This window comes from Tepidibacter hydrothermalis, from assembly GCF_029542625.1.
Lineage (GTDB): Bacteria > Bacillota > Clostridia > Peptostreptococcales > Peptostreptococcaceae > Tepidibacter_A > Tepidibacter_A hydrothermalis.
The window spans coordinates 1,576,313-1,596,869 of sequence record NZ_CP120733.1 but is presented as its reverse complement, the minus strand read 5'-3'; the positions used below and the strand labels follow the sequence as shown (position 1 = coordinate 1,596,869).

20 protein-coding genes and 2 riboswitches are annotated in these 20,557 nt (G+C 28.9%); of the genes, 4 read left to right on the top strand and 16 right to left on the bottom strand.

Going from position 1 to position 20,557, the window contains the following annotated elements; genetic code table 11:
- Positions 1–2 precede the first annotated feature (2 nt).
- From P4S50_RS07135 to P4S50_RS07115, 5 genes are read right to left on the bottom strand one after another with little or no spacing between them, the layout of a single operon-like run.
- Positions 3–1,604 (bottom strand): (2,3-dihydroxybenzoyl)adenylate synthase, encoded by a 1,602-nt coding sequence (locus P4S50_RS07135; protein ID WP_277734041.1) that lies wholly within the window; start codon positions 1,602–1,604, stop codon positions 3–5.
- A gap of 46 nt (positions 1,605–1,650) precedes the next feature.
- Complete coding sequence (locus P4S50_RS07130; RefSeq protein ID WP_277734039.1) at positions 1,651–2,379, bottom strand: 4'-phosphopantetheinyl transferase family protein; 729 nt, start codon at positions 2,377–2,379, stop codon at positions 1,651–1,653.
- Positions 2,376–3,116 carry a thioesterase II family protein gene (locus P4S50_RS07125; protein WP_277734037.1) on the bottom strand — a complete coding sequence of 247 codons (741 nt, stop codon included), beginning with the start codon at positions 3,114–3,116 and terminating at the stop codon, positions 2,376–2,378. Before P4S50_RS07125 ends, P4S50_RS07130 begins: the two co-directional genes overlap by 4 nt.
- Before the next feature lie 27 nt (positions 3,117–3,143).
- Positions 3,144–4,133: a 3-deoxy-7-phosphoheptulonate synthase gene (gene aroF / locus P4S50_RS07120; protein WP_277734035.1), complete on the bottom strand. Its 990-nt coding sequence runs from the start codon at positions 4,131–4,133 to the stop codon at positions 3,144–3,146.
- An 18-nt stretch (positions 4,134–4,151) separates the two neighbouring features.
- Positions 4,152–5,534 (bottom strand): salicylate synthase, encoded by a 1,383-nt coding sequence (locus P4S50_RS07115; RefSeq protein WP_277734033.1) that lies wholly within the window; start codon positions 5,532–5,534, stop codon positions 4,152–4,154.
- 429 nt (positions 5,535–5,963) lie between these two features.
- On the opposite strand from P4S50_RS07115, the gene P4S50_RS07110 reads away from it, so the two are divergent.
- Positions 5,964–6,494, top strand: a complete 531-nt coding sequence (locus P4S50_RS07110) for a folate family ECF transporter S component (RefSeq protein WP_277734031.1) — start codon at positions 5,964–5,966, stop codon at positions 6,492–6,494.
- 188 nt (positions 6,495–6,682) lie between these two features.
- Positions 6,683–7,255: a cupin domain-containing protein gene (locus P4S50_RS07105; protein ID WP_277734029.1), complete on the top strand. Its 573-nt coding sequence runs from the start codon at positions 6,683–6,685 to the stop codon at positions 7,253–7,255.
- A gap of 152 nt (positions 7,256–7,407) precedes the next feature.
- Here P4S50_RS07105 and P4S50_RS07100 read toward each other — a convergent pair whose 3' ends face one another.
- Entirely contained in the window at positions 7,408–7,593 is a 186-nt protein-coding gene (locus P4S50_RS07100) for an alpha/beta-type small acid-soluble spore protein (protein WP_277734027.1), read from the bottom strand.
- Between the two features lie 376 nt (positions 7,594–7,969).
- Here P4S50_RS07100 and P4S50_RS07095 point away from each other — a divergent pair, with 376 nt between their 5' ends.
- On the top strand, positions 7,970–8,326 hold the full coding sequence (locus P4S50_RS07095; protein WP_277734026.1) for a NifB/NifX family molybdenum-iron cluster-binding protein: 357 nt from the start codon (positions 7,970–7,972) through the stop codon (positions 8,324–8,326).
- Between the two features lie 63 nt (positions 8,327–8,389).
- Here P4S50_RS07095 and P4S50_RS07090 read toward each other — a convergent pair whose 3' ends face one another.
- The 7 genes from P4S50_RS07090 to thiW all read right to left on the bottom strand — a co-directional run bounded on the left by P4S50_RS07090 (position 8,390) and on the right by thiW (position 15,041).
- Entirely contained in the window at positions 8,390–10,219 is a 1,830-nt protein-coding gene (locus tag P4S50_RS07090) for a WG repeat-containing protein (protein WP_277734025.1), read from the bottom strand.
- A 197-nt stretch (positions 10,220–10,416) separates the two neighbouring features.
- Positions 10,417–10,791: an MmcQ/YjbR family DNA-binding protein gene (locus P4S50_RS07085; protein WP_277734024.1), complete on the bottom strand. Its 375-nt coding sequence runs from the start codon at positions 10,789–10,791 to the stop codon at positions 10,417–10,419.
- Between the two features lie 152 nt (positions 10,792–10,943).
- A complete protein-coding gene (locus P4S50_RS07080; protein ID WP_277734023.1) occupies positions 10,944–11,924 on the bottom strand; it encodes a GNAT family N-acetyltransferase in 981 nt (326 codons plus the stop codon).
- 97 nt (positions 11,925–12,021) lie between these two features.
- Positions 12,022–12,567 (bottom strand): HD domain-containing protein, encoded by a 546-nt coding sequence (locus tag P4S50_RS07075; protein WP_277734022.1) that lies wholly within the window; start codon positions 12,565–12,567, stop codon positions 12,022–12,024.
- A gap of 68 nt (positions 12,568–12,635) precedes the next feature.
- A riboswitch (purine riboswitch) is annotated at positions 12,636–12,735 on the bottom strand.
- 287 nt (positions 12,736–13,022) lie between these two features.
- Positions 13,023–13,460, bottom strand: a complete 438-nt coding sequence (locus P4S50_RS07070; RefSeq protein ID WP_277734021.1) for a hypothetical protein — start codon at positions 13,458–13,460, stop codon at positions 13,023–13,025.
- Positions 13,461–13,696: 236 nt separating this feature from the next.
- The gene (gene thiM / locus P4S50_RS07065; RefSeq protein WP_331489711.1) at positions 13,697–14,527 is read right to left on the bottom strand and encodes a hydroxyethylthiazole kinase; all 831 of its coding nucleotides are present in this window, start codon (positions 14,525–14,527) and stop codon (positions 13,697–13,699) included.
- Positions 14,472–15,041, bottom strand: coding sequence for an energy coupling factor transporter S component ThiW (gene thiW / locus P4S50_RS07060; RefSeq protein ID WP_277734020.1), 570 nt, complete (start codon positions 15,039–15,041; stop codon positions 14,472–14,474). Before thiW ends, thiM begins: the two co-directional genes overlap by 56 nt.
- A 303-nt stretch (positions 15,042–15,344) precedes the next feature.
- A riboswitch (TPP riboswitch) is annotated at positions 15,345–15,452 on the bottom strand.
- Positions 15,453–16,486: 1,034 nt separating this feature from the next.
- Here thiW and P4S50_RS07055 point away from each other — a divergent pair.
- Positions 16,487–16,657 (top strand): hypothetical protein, encoded by a 171-nt coding sequence (locus tag P4S50_RS07055; RefSeq protein ID WP_277734019.1) that lies wholly within the window; start codon positions 16,487–16,489, stop codon positions 16,655–16,657.
- Positions 16,658–16,756: 99 nt separating this feature from the next.
- Here the strand turns inward: P4S50_RS07055 and P4S50_RS07050 are convergent, their stop codons facing one another.
- The 3 genes from P4S50_RS07050 to P4S50_RS07040 form a co-directional block, all read right to left on the bottom strand.
- Positions 16,757–17,482 (bottom strand): TraX family protein, encoded by a 726-nt coding sequence (locus P4S50_RS07050; RefSeq protein ID WP_277734018.1) that lies wholly within the window; start codon positions 17,480–17,482, stop codon positions 16,757–16,759.
- A 117-nt stretch (positions 17,483–17,599) separates the two neighbouring features.
- Positions 17,600–19,411, bottom strand: a complete 1,812-nt coding sequence (locus P4S50_RS07045) for a MutS-related protein (protein WP_277734017.1) — start codon at positions 19,409–19,411, stop codon at positions 17,600–17,602.
- Positions 19,412–19,667: 256 nt separating this feature from the next.
- Positions 19,668–20,408, bottom strand: a complete 741-nt coding sequence (locus P4S50_RS07040; protein WP_277734015.1) for a suppressor of fused domain protein — start codon at positions 20,406–20,408, stop codon at positions 19,668–19,670.
- Positions 20,409–20,557: the final 149 nt, after the last annotated feature.

Sequence of the window (20,557 nt, the reverse complement as noted above, 5' to 3'; positions counted from 1 at the left end):
ATCTAACTTATTTTATGCTCAGCAATTATCTTTAACTGTTTTTTATTTATTTTTCCAACACTAGTTAACGGCCAACTTTCAACATAAATGAGCTGATCTGGTAATTTAAAAGTTGCCATTCCTCGTTGAGATAAAAATACTCTCACTTGATCTAAAGATAATGTAACATTATTTTTTAAGAGAAAGGCGCATATTCTCTCTCCTAACTCTTTATCCCTAATCCCAACAACTTGAGCTTCTCTTATCCTGTCATGTTTTAATAATGTTTCTTCAAGTTCAGATGGAGTTATTTTTTCACCCGCTCTGTTAATTAACTCTTTCATTCTTCCAGCCACTTGATAATTGCCATTTTCAAGCTTTCTAGCTTTGTCTCCTGTTCGAAAATATCCATTAGCTGATACTTGTTCTTTATTAATTTCAGGTAAGTTATAATATCCAAATATTGTGTACGGTCCTCTTACAATTAACTCTCCGTAACCTCCAGTTTCAACTTCATTTTCATTTTCATCTACAATAATAACTTCATCCATCTCACTAATTGGTTTACCTTGGCAATTATAGACAGTTTCATCTGGGTCATCTAGGGCTGTACAACAAATTAGTCCTTCTGCAATACCAAATATTTGCTGTAATTTGCAACCAAAAACATTTTCTATTTTTTCTGCTGTTATAGAATCTAGTACCGAACCTCCAATTTGTAACACTTTTAAACTTGATATATCATAAGAATCATCGTAATTAATAAACTCCATGCACATTACAGCCATGGCAGGAACTAAACCTGTAATCGTTACTTTTTGTTCCTCAATCAATGGTATAATTTCATCTGGACTCGTGGTTTGGCACATAACCACTTTTCCTCCTACATTCAATGTTCCTATCAATCCTGGGCAGCCAAGAGGAAAATTATGAGCAATAGGTAATGCTGCCAAATATATAGATTTATCAGTCATCTGGCATCTTTTAGCTGTCATTTTTCCAACATATAAATAATCCGTATGGCGTCTTGGAATTAATTTTGGTATTCCTGTTGTTCCACCTGATAATAATAGTAATGCTAATTCTCTATGATCTATCTGTGGAAGAATAAAAGGTTTCTCGCTTTTAACTTTAAGATTTTTAACAGATTTAAATTCTTCGTTATCTCCAATTACAAATATATCCTTAAGTGAGGACGAATCTTTCTTTATTTCTCTAGCTAATTCTCTATAATCATAGCCAAGATATCGATCTTGAATAATATATGCAACTGCCTGTGATAGTTCAAATATACCTTTTAGCTCTATTGCCCTATGGGCTGGTAAAGCCATAATTGGAACGATTCCAACTTTAAACATTCCAAAAGCGATAGCTACAAAGTCATAACAATTAGACAGTTGTAATACAATTTTATCTCCTTTTTTATAACCCTGTTTTAAAAAACCCATAGCATAAGCTTGTGCATCTTTTAATAAGGTTTTATAAGTATACGATTTATCATTATCTATAATCGCAATACTATCACCATAATTTTTTGCCCAATGATCTAAAGCTTCTCCCAAAGTACTCTTTTCCCAAGCTTTGCTATTATACTGATCTTCAAGATAGTTTATAATCTTTTCCATTAATTTTTTCTCCTTTCTGTATTCTCATCCCAATAATTTCTTGATTTTATTCAATACATAAGGCTCCTATATATTCAGAACAAATTTCAAATATATACGCATCTTCTTCTCTATTGTTATAATCATCTATTAAAGTCATTTTATTTTCTATTAATTTTGACATATAAAATGAATTCAACACCCTGTTAAGCCCATATCCTTTTAGTTTTAAATATGCTTCCTTAGCTACCCAAACTTTATAAAAATCTATTACATCCTCTTCCATTAAAAACTGTTCTTCTTTATGAAAACATTCCTTAATAATAGATTTGTAATCAATTGTCGGCACTACACACTCTATATCAATACCTACAGGTAATGTAGAAAACACAAGTCCTACTCGATTCATAGAATGGGTAATATTATATTGAATTCGATAATCATTATCAATGTATGGTTTTAAAAAAATACCTTTTCTAAAAGGTAATTTTGCTACTTTACAGCCTATCCAATGTGAATATAAATAATTAACAATGCCATGAGAAACAGCAAAACAATTTTTATCTTTTGTTTGTCTAAAACCATCTCTTTTTAATTGCTCATTATCAGTAAGATAATCATTAATATTATCTAAATCCTTAAAACTACTGCTATTAACTATTACAATCAACACATCCCTATTTTTTATATATTCAAACCACTTATGTGGATTTAACTCCTCTATTTGACTTATATATACACATAACACTTTTCTCCCATTTTTTATAACCCATTCTTCTTGCAAGCAAGTGCTCACTTTTCCATAAACTCCATAATATGATTTATCACCTGTTCATAATTTGTATTTACAAACATATGTCCTCCCTCTACAGTTTTACAATCAAAATTTTCTGTTGTGTACTCTTGCCATTTATATACTTCTTCTGTTAACACTTCTTTATCCTTAGTTCCTTTTAATCCAAGAATAGGTATTTCTACTGGTATTATTTGTGTATTAATATATTTTTCATCCAACTGAAAGTCTGCCTTTAACATAGGAATGAATAATTCCATTACTTCTATATTTGATAATATTTCGTTAGGTGTTCCAGAAAATCTACCTAACTCTTGTAAAAATTCAGCATTTTCCAAATGATAAATAGGATTTTTTTCTTTATAGCACGGAGCCCTTCCAGCTGATACAATAATCCCTTTAGGTAGTTGGTGGTTTTGTTTTTGGAGTTTTAACGTTAATTCATATACAATTTTTGTTCCTAAACTATGTCCAAAAAAATAATATGGAACACCGTCGCTAATCAGAGGAAGTATCGATTGGTAAATATTTGTTAGTAATTTTTCAAAATCATTTATTGGTTTTTCATTCATTCTATTTTCTCTTCCTGGATACTGAGCACATATTAATTCAACATCTTCAAATTTACTCTGCCAACTTCTAAAGACTGAGGCCCCTCCTCCTGCATATGGAAATAGAAATAGCCTTTTTCTCTTTCTCTTGTATTCACCTGAATGTACGAACCAATCTTTATCAATCATCCAATCACCCCTTCACATTTTCTTATTTTACCTTATAACAGAACGTATCTGATTGGATTTTTCAATAATACTCTTTAACTCATTTGGATAAATAGATTGCTTACCATCACAAAGAGCTGTATCAGGTTTTATATGAGATTCAATCATAACCCCATCTGCTCCAGCAGCAATCGAAGCATATGTCATTGGTTTAATTAAATTTCTTACCCCCGTTGCATGACTCGGATCTGCAATAACTGGTAAATGAGATAGTTCTTTTAACAAAGTTATTGCAGAAATATCCATTGTATTCCTTGTATAAGTTTCAAAAGTTCTAATTCCTCTTTCACACAGCATAACCTGTTCATTTCCTTGCAAAATAATATATTCTGCGCAAAGAAGCAATTCTTTAACAGTTGACGATAATCCTCGTTTTAATAATATGGGTTTTTGTATTTTCCCCAATGTTTTTAACAAAGGAAAATTCTGCATATTTCTTGCACCTATTTGAATAATATCTACATATTCTATAAAACTATCTAATGAATCAATATCCATTAGTTCACTAATAATAGGTAATCCAGTTATTTTTTTTGCTTCGAATAAAATTTTTAGTCCTTCCTTACCAATTCCTTGAAAATCATAAGGAGATGTTCGTGGTTTATAAGCTCCCCCACGAAGAACATGAGCACCTGATTTTTTTACCTCTACAGCAGTCTTTATAAGTTGTTCTTGCGATTCAATGCAACACGGTCCAGATATAAACACAGGCTTGTCCTCTCCAAAAGTAACATTACCTACTTTTATATGCGTTTTATCTTTAAATGCTTTTGTTGACAAATATCCATTATCCAAAAAAATTTTTTCTGCATTTAGCTCTTCCATCAAATAATCCACATGAGTTCTTTCTAAAGCATTATCACTAACATTTAAAATAAAATTAGAAACCGTTTCAGTGGTGTTAAAAAAAATATTTTTTTCTTTTAAAAAGCTTTTTACTGAATTAAAATCTGTTTTATTTCTTACTTGCATATACATATGTGCCGTCCTCCTGACCTAACATTCAATTAACTGTCGAGATACACTACTTAATTTTTCTCTAGTTTCTTCTAATTCTCTCTCTGGCTTTGATAATTTAACAATGCCCGCTCCTGCTCTCAACCATGTTGTTTGATCATCTTGATATACGGATCTAAGTACTAAAGCTGCATCTAGAGAACCATCTTGATCATATGTAAGTACACTTCCACTATATAAATCTCTTGAGTCAGTTTCTATTCTACTAATAGCTTCTAAGCATTCTCTCTTAGGAATTCCAGATGCTGTAACTGCTGGGAATAGCATATTAAATGCATGCCATTCGTTTAAACCATCTGATATTTCTCCTTTCAATCGTGATGCTAAATGTTGAACTGTTCCACGTTCCAACACATCCATAAACTCAGTTACATAAACACTCTTTTCTTTGCAAACTTTTTCTAATTCCTCATAAGCTAATTTTACAGACACTGCATGTTCTGCAATTTCTTTTGGATCTGCTAATAATTCTTGTCTTAATTTCTCTGTTTCAATTTTACTCTCTTCTATTGCTCTAGTACCTGCTAAAGGGAATGTAAAAACAGTTTTATGCCTATCTATCTCAGCTACTGTTTCAGGACTATATCCAATTACTCGAAGTCCATCTATTTTAAGACAATACGATCTAGCTGGTGTATTTACTTTTCTTCCTAAAAGATAACTTTTAGGCATACTAATTTTTTTATCAACTTGAACTTTACGAGAAATAATAACCTTTTGGTATTTTTCACTGTCTATATCTTCAACTGCTGTTGCAACCATATCCTCATACTCTTTAGCTTTTTGTTCCTTAAGTGAAGTGTCTAAAATGCATTTATTCTTTTCTTTTTCATTTAATATACAAGCTTGTCTTTGTTCAAAATTTTGAATAGCTTCTACAGCAATATTAATATACTTTTGATCAAAAGCTTTTATTGAAGCATAATAATCTTTTAACCTAATATCTATTTCAGGAATAAATAGTTCTAAGATTTTAGGATTTTCATGTTTTAAAGGTATTTTGTAATTATGATATGCTAACCCAAATCTTGCAATTCCATATACTCTCCAATTGTCAAAAGGAATACACTTGAAAACACTGTGAAGGTCTTCATTTATATCCTTCATATCTACTTTTATTGTTTTATCTTGTTTTTTAAGCATTATTTGATTGGGCATAGAAATGACATCAACCTTTTTCCCAATCCCAATGGATATCTCATCTCCCCTTTCATACATTACATAGTCATAATTGAATATGTTTTCACATAATTCTATTCCCAAATTATTTAGATCAAACCCTGAACAATCAATTTTAAGTTCTTTCTTTATATATTTACTTGATTGATCTTCATACAAAAAATCTTTAATTTGATTCTTCACATGTATTAACCCCCTTATATATTTTAGTTATTCCTAACCAAAATATACCATAATTGAGAATAACTTTCAATATCTATTAGCTATATATACAAAAATATTATACAATATGATGTTTTTGATACCATATATTCTCTTTAGATTTAAACTCTTTTAAATTCTAACAGCTTTTTAGTAACTCCAATATATTTATCTCTTCAGTTTCTAATAAGTCAGATTTTAAAATGTATAAAAAATAATTGACCTAACTATAAGTTTAAAATATAATAAAAAGAATATTTCAAGATTAATTAAAAATATCAATTTGATATTTTTTTGACAAGCCAATGTAATTATGTTATAATTTCATTACAAACTTCTTACATATTTATTTAATTATTCCATTTTTTTCATGTGCAAATGCACACAATTACTAATGAATAGGGTGATTTTATGAGTAATCAAGAAAATAAAAAACTTAATGCAAAGATAATCACTGAACTTGGACTTTTAATAGCCTTACAAGTTATATTAACAAGGTTTATGTCCATTCATACCCCAATAGTTAGAATAGGTTTTGGTTTTTTACCACTAGCTCTAACTTCAATATTGTATGGACCTTGGATAGGAGGAATTGCAGCTGCTATAGCAGACCTTATTGGATTTATTTTATTCCCAACTGGAACTTATTTTCCTGGTTTTACATTAACTGCATTTCTTACAGGATTTACTTATGGTATTTTACTTCACAACAAGCCTAAGTCACATAAAAGACTATTTATATCAGTTTTAATAGTCTGTATTTTGCTTAACTTAGGTCTAGATACTTTGTGGCTATCAATACTTATGGGTAAAGGATATATAGCATTACTTCCTACTCGCATAATTAAAACTATAATTATGATTCCTGTTCAATTTATTACAATAAGTCTTGTATTGGATAGATTTTTATTTAAAATAAAGAGTTTCATAATAGCAAGATAAAAAACTAATTTAGATAGAGTCTTACTCTATCTAAATTAGTTTTTTTTATAAGATAAACATCGCACCTTATCTATATCTAAATCTTTCCTTATACTTTATTACATTTTTGATGCATTTCTTTCAATACAATCACATTCTCTAATTATAAGCATATGATAATTTATACTGATATGAAAGGAGCAAGTAGAATGTATAATATTTATAATCCATACCTATGTCATCACTACATTAACACACCTATGTATAACTTACACAATATGCATAATATTTATAAAATGCATCCATACCCTTACTGTGTTAACTATAAAATGTATAACCCAAACTTTTCAAAGCAATTTACTAAATTGAAAGATTATGGACCAGAACCATTTGTGATTGATATTGAAAAAGCTACTAAGCAAAACAATACTTATCGTACCGCTTTATGGACAGGAGACAATTTGCAAGTTACCTTGATGAGCATCGATCCTGGGGATGAGATAGGTTTAGAAGTTCATCCTAAAGGTGATCAATTCATACGTATTGAAGAAGGCCAAGGACTTGTTCAAATGGGTGATAAAAAAGATAAGTTAGATTATCAGAAAAAAGTATATGATGACTTTGCTATCATGATACCTGCTGGTAAATGGCACAATGTAATCAATACAGGTAATAAACCACTTAAATTATATGCTATCTATGCACCCCCTGAACATCCATATGGTACAGTTCATGAAACAAAAGCAATTGCACAGGCTGCTGAAGAAAACTACGGTAACTAATACCAAAAGATTTATTTATTAAAAAAATAAACCCACATAAATAGACTATTTATCATGTCTATTAAGCAGGTTTAGTAAAGATTTTTATTGTTTAAAAAGATTTCACCCATATTATTCTTATAGCCATGGCTCTTTACTTTAATATAAATATATTATTTTTCAATCATTTGTTTTTTTGCCATTTCAACTAACTTTTTAGTCATATGTCCCCCAACATAACCACTTAAGTTTCCTTTATCTTCATTATTAGAATTGGACAAACCTAATTCATTAGCTACTTCGAGTTTCATTTGATTAAGTGCAGCCCTTGCTTCAGGAACAACTTTCTTATTTGCCATAAATATCACTCCTCTATATCTAATTTTTAATTATTAGATTTATTAGATTTATTATATGTAATAATATCTGTTTTATTATGCTAATACATTCTTCTCTTAATCTCCACTTATGTAAATATAACGTTATATATCTTATCCAATTTTCCAAACAGACACTAAATAAGCAGCAAATTCTTCTTTGATACTTAAATTTAAAAATTCTTTTTCTTATATAAAATCATCATTAAATGACATATTTTTTCTAAAATGACCAAAATTAGCTATTTAACTCTTGACATATATCTTATACTTATATATTCTTTTATAAAAGAGCATATGCCAATAATTGTACAAGTGCGTCATGCTAATTTAACTATTTTATAGGAGGAATAATTATATGAAAATTGCATTACCATCTAGACAAAATCTTATAGACGATCATTTTGGTCACTGCGAATACTTTACTATTTTTACAGTTGACAAGGATAACAAGGAGATACTTTCTGAAGAAACTATTTCATCACCAGAAGGCTGTGGTTGCAAATCAAATATCGCACAGATTTTATCAGATATAGGTGTATCAATTATGCTTGCAGGTAATATGGGTGATGGTGCCGTACGTGTGTTAAACAATTGTGGTATTGAAGTAATACGCGGATGTTCTGGAGATCTTAAGACTGTTGCACTGAATTGGCTTGAAGGTATTGTTTCTGATTCTGGTGATTCTTGCCATGAACATGAATGCCATAACTAAATTAAAAGTAACGGCTTTGAAAAAAGACCTAATCTGCTTAAAAAGATTAGGTCTTTTTTGATTCTATTTTTCTAAATAAGTTGGGAAGAAATTATCTGGAGGCGGTGCTACCATTCCCCTTGTAGTTATACAGTATGGAATTCTTATGCCTTTTTTAGTAACCATGTATTTCACTGTAGAAAATCCATAGTGAGTTTCTGGATTACTGTAGTTGTTTTCTTCAAAAAAGTCTATATCTCCTTGTGTAAAGAGGCCATCTCTGTAATCATCCCATACACTTTTAGGAAGATCTTTAGGATAATCGTAATGAATTGTATCCGATACGAACTGGCCATAATTTTTTATGGAATCTCTAAGTTCAACCTTCCCGGAAAACTTTTCTTGGTTTTTAAGTATTCCATCAAGCGAATAAGTAAATAGATTTTCTCCTTTTAGTGCGTATATTTTATCTTCTATTACTTGAATTGAATCAAACTCTTCTTTTAATATTATATTTTCATATTTATCCATAACTCCATAAAGCTCTCCTTCTTTTGAAAACCTTATTAGATTATTATAAATTTTAAGCTTTTTGTACTCTGCAGGAACTATTATTCCATCACCTAGGCTCCCTATTCCAAACAGTGCTCCATCAAGTCCAGTTGTACTGCTACGACCGCCATCATAATCTATATCCTTTAAGAATATGAAAAGATTATTTTCCACTTTTGAAACATCTTTAAAGTCCATATCTGTGACCCTGTTAAGTTCCTTGTCCACCAATGTGAAACGTTTACTTGGAAGCCATGCAACTGCATAGTTTCCGTTGAATGGATATATATATGAATAACCAGGATTTTGAATCTTTTTGCCTTTTGAATCATATATATTGATAGGACAGCCGTAGTCAGTCCCTTCAAAGATCATATCAGCGAAGATGCCAGAAATTCTATAGTAATCTTTTTCTGGTTTTTGAAGCACTGTAAACAGAGTTAACTTTTCATTTTCAATCAAGAAAATATGTCTTGAACCATCAATTTTTTGGCCTACTACATACTTATCTCCCACGAAATAAAAATCCTTGTATTCATCTTCTGACATTACACTGTCTCCACTCGAATTAAAAAGTTCCATCCTGTTGTTTTCAGGATCACTTATTATCACTAAACCCCTCTCTGTAGAATAGGCATAAGACCGTGGTGAAAAATTGTATGATGAAAGATCTGCTATTAATTGATTTTTAGAGTCTATTATCATAAATCTGCCGTCTTTTTTAACAAGGTATCTGTCATTATTTCCTCCAAAGAACTCTATCGAATCATAGTTTGGCTTAACTATGAGATTGCCGTGAATATCTACAAGGCCAACCCCAAAATCACTTACCATCGGATAAAGTTTTCCACTAATGTTCAATCTATTGTCCCAAATAAAAAAATTATCCAAACCTATATTTTTAAGACTTTTAACACTTACAAGCGAATATCCGTCAGTATTATAGCTTTCCACCTGTCTTCCATTTACAAATATCTTAACATCAGTTTTGTATAGATTTTTATTTTTTTGTAGGTAGTCTTTGTTCTTTTGGAGTATCTTCCCGTCTACTTCAAAATCTAGTATTTCATCTGAGTGGTACTCATGTACTTTAAGGTCAAAACTTGTCTGGCGCTTTTTGGCGTTCCATTTTTTTGTGAAATTGAGTGCCTGCAAATCGTCAATACATATGAAAGGACCGTCTTTGCCCTTTACTTCATATGCGCTTAAATATACACTGCCACGTCCTGGATTAAAAAGAACCTCCCTTTCAGATTTAGAATAACTGCCTATAACTTTAAGCTGTGCAAAGCTCATTTTTCCAACGGATGCAAATGAAATTAGCATTATGATTGCAATTATCATTATTTTTTTGAATTTCATTATTTTCCTCCTGTTTCATAAACTTTAGTTAGTTCACAATATTAATATCATCCTTTGCTACCTTCTCGAATAAACTAAAATTGGAAGTACTTCTTGAATTGAATAACTATCAAGATGTAATTTCACAGTATGTATCCAAACTTTTATCACCATCTCCCATCTCTTTTAATCTCCACATATACATAAACGTATAGTTATTACAAAGATTTAACCACTATTTCTGACATTTCTTTTTGTTTCTTTTTTGTTAATGATTTAAATACCAAATCATACGATATATCAATCAATTCAAAAATAAAATCCTCGTCCAATTGTCCATCTAAATATACTGTATTCCAATTATCCTTATTCATATGGTATCCTGGTTGAATTTCATCAAAAGCTGATCTCAAATCATATATTTTATCCTTTGGGTATTTTAAATTAATACTTTCTCTATCAGGCTCATGAATATTAATCAAGCCAAACATCTTATCTGCCACCTTGAAAACGGGAACAGGTATACGAAATGGAATATCTTCCACAGTATGTGGTTTACTTAAAAAATATTTTCTTACCTTTTGCAAGTCCATATTATCACCTCATATTTTCAGATTATTTATTTTTATTGTAACACTTTTTTAAATTAAGATACAAATTCAAAATATTTACTTCAACTTAATACATAAAAATATTTCATTATTGATTATGTATATATTACAATTTAAGCCATCGGACTGGCGACTTATTGTTTGATTTCATAATAATCCATTGTTGATGTCTCTATGAAGCCGCAAGACTTATAAAGATTAAGAGCATTAGAATTTTCAGCAGCCACTTGAAGCATAACACCACTCACCTTCAATTCTTTTAACTTTTGTATAGCCATCATTAGAATTTCTCGTCCAAACCCTTTTCTACGATATTCAGGTAATACACCGAGACCATAAATACCACCAATTTCACAAGTCAATTGAAGATGCACTTTTCCAATGATTTTTTGGTCTTTTTCTGCAATATAAATTGTCATACCCTTTTTTTCTTCTTCTTGTGGTAGTATCATATCTTCATTTGAAATGATTGTTTTCGATTTTTCTAAGGTACTCTCTAGATTATTATCATTTTGAGTATCTTGACAATCTTGAAATTCATCGTTAAAGTAAATCTTATTTTGTCGATTAATTTCAAGAGCATCTTCATTGGTAGCTTTTCTAAAAGTAATCCCACACAACTGCCTTTTAAGTGATTTCACATTATCTTCTTTCAAATACATTTCATATTCTGAATGTTTGTACTGTGCTCCAGTTTCTTTGATAAATTGCTGCCCAGAGTTTGACTTTCTGTCACTTAGTAGAAGCATACTATCTGAATTTCTTCGCTTCCACTCTCCTATAACTAATTCGCTTAATATCTTAAAAACACCTTGTCGTCTATATTCAGGATGTACCATGCCATTAACTTCTATTGGTGATCTATCCCCTCCAAACCTGCAAATCCCAATATATCCAATAATCTGTTGCCCATCAAAGTACATAAATTCATTTATCTTTTGAATACTACAGATTTTACTACTTTCAGAAGTAATTCCAAGTTTATAATCAAGCTCTAGTTTTAAAGCGATTTGATCTTCCTTAATACATTCTTCTTGAAGCTTATTGATTAATTCATAATCCTCATGATTGATAGTCTCCTTAAGTTTAATACAAGGGTTCTGTATAGTTTTCATGATAACACCTCCATAGTATTTTTATGATACGTTTACTTAAGTAACATATTTCATTATATAATATTTTCCATAAAATATGTTGGATATATTACATTGGCTAGATGTTTTTAATTAATTGATTGACAGTATCAATAAATTCTTTCTCCACTTCTTCCATCATTCTAAAGGAAATATCATATTCTTTTGTTAAAGTAAGATTATTAATCCCATAATTATCTAAAAGTACTTCCATTTCATAGTTAAGCATTGCATCATCAATTTCTTTTACCAGTAGCATATCCTCTTGTGTTAAATCATCTATATCATATGCGTTGTGTATCACCTTTTGTAAATTTTCTTCGATTTCTAAATATTCATTTAGTAGATATTTAACTGGTCTTGTAATATCCGAAATATATGCTTCTGATGCATCATGAATTAAACATGCAAGCTGAATTTTTTCAGATAATCCTCTATTTTTTGCTTCATAAGCACAGTTGATAGAATGCTGAGCCACACTATAAAAATGACAACAATGTCCATTTGCTCTACATAACATCGACAGTGCATGTGCAATATCTACAGTTTTAATTTCTTCAATTCTTGGATCTAAAGGCCAAAATTTTATTTTTGAATAAGTGTTAATAAATTTTCCTTTTCTCATATTTCTGTTCTCCTCTCAAATTGTTTTCAAATAATAGATATAAAAAAATCCCACTTACAAAGAAAATATGCATGACATATTCTCTTCGTAAGCAGGAATTATTGGTCCCCGGTAGATACCCCCATACCATATTAATGGAGTTATACGAAGTTATATAAATTCATTCAATTTTTATTCTTAAATATAAAATATATTAGCTTCTTTATATTATCATATGTATAGAAATTGTCAATATAAAAAATCCTTGTATAACTTTTTTGTTCTATCTATATAAATTATATCAATAAGCATTTATATATTATTTCCCAAGAAATACTTTTTGCATTTAAATATCTATCAACGCATACTCAACTTACATACAATTTTTATGATAATAAAATTTTAAAAGATTAAAACCTACATTTGTATAATTTAATCGTATTCATTTATAAATAATGTAAACACTATTTTTAATATTATAAATTTCTAAGTTCATCAAATATATATTTAATCTGCTTAACTTTTCTTTTAATTTTTAACATTTCCTCATCAGTTTTCTTCTCCAGAGTTTCTTCATCATATATGTCATTAACGTATTTTAATATTTCTAGTATATCCTGTTGCTTTTTATATTTCATCATCATATCACATGATATTGAAGTATGTATAAATATCTTATTATCAGTTACTCGTAGTAAAATTGTATTTGGTATATATAATATTTCTTTATTATCTATACTAATTTCAATTCTATCATCTTCATTTTTTATTTCAATCGTTTTAACATCGTTTATTAGTACTTCACCTTTTTTATCTTCATAGTAAAAATATAGTTGTCCATTTTCTGTAAATTCAAATGTAGAATCAGGATAACTACAATCTATATCATATAAATAAAGCTTTTCTTTTTTCATAATCAAAATTCCTTTCAATATTTATTTTATTATAATATTAGCACCTTTACACATTAGGAAAATTTATATATTATATGTAATTGTATCATATTTACATATAATATATAAATTTGCAATTTTCTTGTTTATAGAAGAACCTTAAAGTATGTGATACTCATAATAAAATCCGTGATTTTAAAACACTTATAATTCAAAAATCCCCTACTTAAATTAAGCAGGGGTTATGGTTTATCTTTTCATTTTAATTTATATTGTATTTTTTTTATTATCATATCATCAGAAATACTAAACATATTGTCTATAAGCTCTGTTCTAAAACTTCCAGTTCCCTTAACATGCTGAGAAAGTTCACCACATATTCCCATAAGAGTTGTAGCAAGAACAGTTCCATCCAGTATATTTCCATAAGAAATATAACTTGCTATAAGCGCAGTAAGCATACAACCTGTCCCAGTTATCATCGAAAGCATTTCACAACCATTTGTTATTAAATATGTATTATTACCATCTGTTATTATATCTATTACTCCTGTTGCTACAACAACAGCACCCGTTCTTAAAGACAATGCCTTCATCATTTCTATACTTTCATCAGAATTTTGCTCTGTTACAATATCACATGCTCCAACATCAATTCCTTTTGAATTGCTTTTCATCCCGCATACTGCTTTTATTTCAGACATATTGCCCTTGATAACACTTGGATTACATTCTGAAATAAATTTTTTTGCATAATTTAAGCGAAGTTTACTGCAGCCCACACCTACAAGGTCAATTACTTGTGGAATTTTATTTTCAAAGGCTACTTTACCTGAAATCAACATAGATTCCATTCTGTTGTCCGTTATATTCCCAAGGTTAACCCCAAGTGATTTAGAAACACGAGTAATTTCAGAAACCTCTAAAGGATGCTCAGCCATAATGGGTTTTGCACCAACAGCAAGAACCATATTTGCACAGTCATTTATTGAAATGGGATTTGTAATACAGTGGATAAGAGGTTTTTTTAATTTAATACTCTGTTTTATTTGCAATAAGTTGTTTATTGTAATTTCTTGATTTGTCATAAACTCTTCCCCCCAAACGTCTCTGAATTTTTGCAAGCATACCTGTTCTTCTTAATGCTGTCAGAAAAAAGAACGCAATTGTTCCTCCTATAAGTGTCCCCATGATAAATGAAGGAACATAGAACATCCATGTAAGCCCTGTTCTTCCCAAAACAAATGCCATAATAGGATATGAAACTATAGCTCCTATAATACCAGTTCCTATAACCTCACCTATAATCGCACAAATCAAATTTCCTTTAGATACTCTGTATAAAATTCCAGATAAAACTGCTCCAAAAACTGCTCCAGTTAAAGCTAAAGGTGGAATACCCATGAAAAACATTCTTATCACACCAATAAGTGCAGCACAAAGCAATGAATACCAAGGCCCAAGAATAACAGAACATACGATGTTAATAAAATGTGCCATAGGACACATTCCTTCAATACGAAGAATTGGTGAAATCACAACTCCCATTGACACCATCATTGCCAACACAAGTTGCCTTAATAATTTTGCGTTTTTTTCCATAATAAAAAACCTCCTTAACAATATTTATTTTTCCAATATGTCATATGGGAAATAAATACCATTATTGAGGTATACTTTTAGCGTAACTAAATAGCAATTTCCTATATGACATAAGCCATACTAGTCGGTCGAAGCTCAAAAGCTTCCTCTCACCTTGAAACACAAGTTCCCTCGCTATTTAGTTGTATTTATCATCAAAGCACAGGGCGCTCCCCCTTTGCTTATTAAAACTTGTTTAGACATAAAAAATAGGATACGCCCAATAAGGGATATCCCATTTATACTCATAAAATCTATAAACACATAGCATAAATTAAATATTTCCTTACACCGGCATTATCCGAATCAAGTTATGGGTCGAAGTATAAACTTCCTCTCAGCCTGAGTTTACAAGCTCCCCTTTTTAAAAATTATATCATATAATTTTCTTAAATTCAACATAACATACAAATACTGACATCATTTTTTCATTAACCCAATCACATGAATTGTTTCAATGTATAATAAAAAAGATAACTATTTGGAAAGTTTCCCTTCTAACTCTATTTCTAAATCGCCAAATTTTAATTTTAAATTAGTATTAAATAAAACGCATAATATACAAAACCAAGATACTCCCAATCCAGTATAAAGTGAAAAATATGTTAATAAATGTATCATTTTATTTTTCCTCCTAAAAAATATGATATACATTATTTTATGTAATAATAGTACTATATTTATTTTATAATTATGGCGAGAGTCTTTAGGCCAAAAGTTAAATTTTATTTGTCGATTGGCTGATTATGATCAGACGAAATATTCTCGTCTTTTTTTCTGTCAATTTCAAAATCTAAATTTTTGTATTTGATTTTAACTTTTAAATAACCTGTGGTCAATGCTAGGACGAGCATAACAAAGCATACCGTAAAAGATAGTGCTATAATTTTTAAAGCTTGTATGTCCATGGCATCACCTCTCTTATGTAACTTTTATAAACCTAAAGACTCTCATATTATGTAGCAAGTATTCACATATAGAAATATTAGTTTCTTACAACACATTGATTTTAGTAAAAAGGTTTCTATAAATTATATAATATGTATAAAATATGTAAATGATACGTTTAATATAAAATTTGTGTTAAGTCAATATTCAATTATTAAAAGTAAATCCCTTCTAATAATTTATAATTTTCAAAATTTATCCATTTTTATTACAGTATATTTCCTTTATATAAATTCTCCAAACTAAAATTTATATAACTAATTCAACATTAACGATATATTTTTCTACTAGGAATTTAAAGTACTTTCTCTTTTTCCTCTTATTAATTTTATATATTTTCATAAACATCGTACATATACTATTTCATACATTACTTATCCTATATCCACAAATTTCTTAGATTAAAATTAAGATCTTTACATAAAATAAATTAGATTATATATAAAGGAGATGTTTGTATGGCTGGTAAAAACAAACAGTTTAATAAACAGGATAAAAAAATTGCAGAGAAAATAGAAAATATGAATTTAGAAACTGCAAATGAACTTGGTGTAGATGAATATAATACAAATATTGGATACAGAAAGCAAAATAATAAAAAAGGACCAAAAGCAAGAATAGATCAGTAAAAAAAATAGGAGCGAAAGCTCCTGTTTTTTACATCAAATTTATATTTAATTAATTATATATAATAGCCTCTTTACTTATACACTTTATATAACCTATAATTAATTTGAAATAAATTCTATCATTGCTAATATCCATAAATGTAATGGATAAAAAACATAAAATAAATACTTACTAAATTTATTATTAACGCCTCTTTCTCCATTATATAAAAAGATAAATGGAACAACCATAATAAATAAAAAATCAGAATTATACATCATCATATTTATTGTCATTTTAAGTGTCTCATATGGTGTATAGTTCATTATAAATAATATTACTGACAATATTAAATATCCTATTATGGATTTTTTCTTATTTTCTCTAAAGAAATATGTTATTAATATAAATGGTATTACACTAAATCCACCTTCTACGCATACTCCCAATAGAATAAGACCTATGCATGACACTAATAATCCCCATTTCTTAATCCCATAACAGTTCTTTCTAAGTTCAAATAAATTTAGTATTGTAAGTCCTAGAGCTAGCGTTATAAATATATTATTATGAACACTAACCTTCTTTGATAAAAAAGCTATATTTATAACACCGTTACCCATCTGCATAAATATAGCCCACCCCCATAGTCTAAGGTTATATTTTAATCTGTTTCTTGTATGAAATAAACCCTCCACCATTAAAAATGCAAATAATGGTGCTACAAATCTTGATAATGGATGAAACCATACTGGAAAAACATCTGGAAATGAAAAATATAGATGATCCATTAGCATTACTATAAGTGCAATAATTTTTAATTGAAATGCATTTAGTTTTTTCATATTTTTTAATCTCCTCTCGTTATTATCTTTCATACTCATTTTATATCTTGAGGAGACTTAGAAATATTTAATTGGATTACATTTACCTTACACTTTTGTAATAATTTCATCTATTTTTCAATAATTGTCTAATTCTATACCTATCATTTTTATTAAATATAATGCATTTGTTGTAGTAGAAATTCCAGATCTAAGTTTATAATCAAAATATATTTTATTGTCTTTATAGTATTCTCGAAAATGGTAATTTTTAAAATTACCATTACTTTCATTTTCTAAATCTCCTAATTCTAAATCATGAGTAGAAACTAAACCCATGGCACCATTATTATACAGTTGCTTTATTAAAACTTTAGCACCTATATGCCTATCTTGAGAATTAGTACCTTTAAAAATTTCATCAAGTAAGAAAAATATTTGATTGCTTTCTTTAGTTGCATTTATTATTTTTTTAATTCGTAACAATTCTCCATAAAATGAAGATATACTTTTTTCAATATTATCACTAGTTCTCATACATGTATATATATCTACAATTGAACACTTCATGTAATCAGCACAAACAGGAGCTCCTGAATATGCTAGAACTAAATTTATACCAATGGTTCTTAAAAATGTACTTTTTCCAGACATATTAGATCCTGTTATTAATATTATCTCTGATGGCTTTTCAATATTAATGTCGTTGCATATTTGATTTATACTAATTAATGGATGACCCAAGGATTTAGCATTAAAAATAGAAGGTGATTCAGTAATAATTGGTGTAGTCCAATGTGGATAATCATGCTCTATAGTAGCTAAGCTTGATAAGGCTTCAATCTCACCTAATATGAATATGTAGTTTTTTATAGATGAACCAAATTGATTTTTCCAATTTTCTAAATCAACCATACACTGATAATCCCAAAGTAAAATAATATTTATAAGATAAAACATCAAGTTGCTTCTATTTGATATACTATCTGATAATTTTTCTAACTTCCTCAATTGTTCTGCAGCTGAAAAGTTACTGCCATTATTTAATTTTATTTTTAAATCATTAAGATACTCTGAATCAAATGAAGTTTTTTCAAAATGATTTAGAATCTTTTTATATACTTTAATATTATTTTTATATTTATATACTAAATTTAATTCTTTATTTTTATGGCTTATATCTGAAAAAGTTAAAAGCACTTGAAATATTAAAAGTACTCTGGGAATTAGTATTGATATATTGTTTGTTAAATAATAAAATAATAAAGATGCACATGTAAACATTGGTAAGACACGTATTATTAATGCCACTATAGAATTAGAATAAAAAGAGTTAGAATTAACCGCCCAATCAAATAACTCTTCACTATAATTACATTTTTCCATTATTAACATACCTTCAGCTTTTAGCCTATGGCGCCACCATCTTTTTGAGGACAATTCATGAATAGCTTCTTGTCTTTTATTTATATTTTCTTTATTTTTACAAGGATTAGAAAGCATATCAGCCAGTGTTTTTCTACCAATATAAGTTTGTGCTGAATTTATCCATTGAAATAAAGAGGCCTGACCAAATATATCCAGATCATAAGAAAAATTATGATTTTCATCCTTAAATTCATTGCCTTTTTCACTAAAATTACTCCACTCTCCTGTTATTCGTTTTATACCGCATAAATTTATTTCTTTTAATATTGATATATATTTTTTAGTATTTTCAAGCTTATTATAAACTACAACTAGGTAAATAAATAAAAATATGCAAAGTACAGATATTCCACCAATAATATAATTCATTTTTAATTTGAATAAAAAAATAATATTTATTATAGTTATTACACCAACTAGCAATCTTATATTTGCAATGATATTTAAATTTTTTGATAGAGTAGTAAGCAGTTTGGAATAGTAATTAAACCTTCTTTCATAAATACTTTTTATACTTTTCAAATGTAGTTCCACCTTTCTTTTGATAACACACCGTATAATTTCTATTTTATACAAATCTATTCCTCTATTAATTTCCACTTTATCATTATGCATACTAATTTTCTACTCTTCATAAAAACTTTTAATTAAACCTTCTCGTTTTAAGCATTAAATTATTACCTTATTTTATTCACTTTTCAAATGCTTCATAACAAAAAACACAGGTTTGTCACCTGCGTTTTTACTGTTTATGTAAATGTTTTATGATACCAACTTCTTATCTGCAAACATTTTTTCTTGATGCATCAATCCAAAAACCACTTCCTTGAACTTCTGCCAACTTCTCAAATAAAGAATCACTTCCATACTCTAATTTATAATCCATCTCCTCTTTGTATAAAGGAACTAAACTATAAACATTTATTAAATTTCCATCCTTTGTACTAATTGAGCTTATCTCCTCTTTTAATACATTTAAAATAACTCCATTCAATTCTGTATTTTCAGCATATGGATCGTATTCATTAGAATTTGGTATTGTATGACCATAACCTAACCATGTATTATACTCGTGAGGAAATCTTGCTAATTGTTTCAAAAGCCTTACCGGCCAATAATATCTTTCATCCTTAAATGCCTTAGAATCAATAGGCCATGATTCAGGAATAAAAATCATCAACTCCGCTCTCTTTAAATGACTCCACTCATTCTCAATCTCACTTGGCATAGTCATAGGCAAGTCACTCATACCCGTTGTATAAAGCACTCTAAAAGGTTCTTCATCAGTTGGCTCCATACAGTGAACATCTATATGTACAATATCAGAAATAATTTCATGAAACACATTAGTTTCCCTTCCAGGAAACATTTTGTCAAAGTGAGCTATAATATCTTCAGTATTCATCATCTCTGCCACCTTACCCTGTTTTCCGTTTCTAGTATTCTCATAAGTATATATATCTGTTCCATCCTTTGCTTTTCCTTTATCCCTTTTACCGCCAAATATTTTTTTGAACATATTTCGACTCTCCTTTATACATTTATTTTCATATATTGCATTATTAAAAACCTTACGCAATTAAAATTAGTTCCCTTTTTAACTATCCTATCTAAAACTCCCTAATCCAAATTTTCATACTCTAATCCATCCTTTCTTAATATAATTTA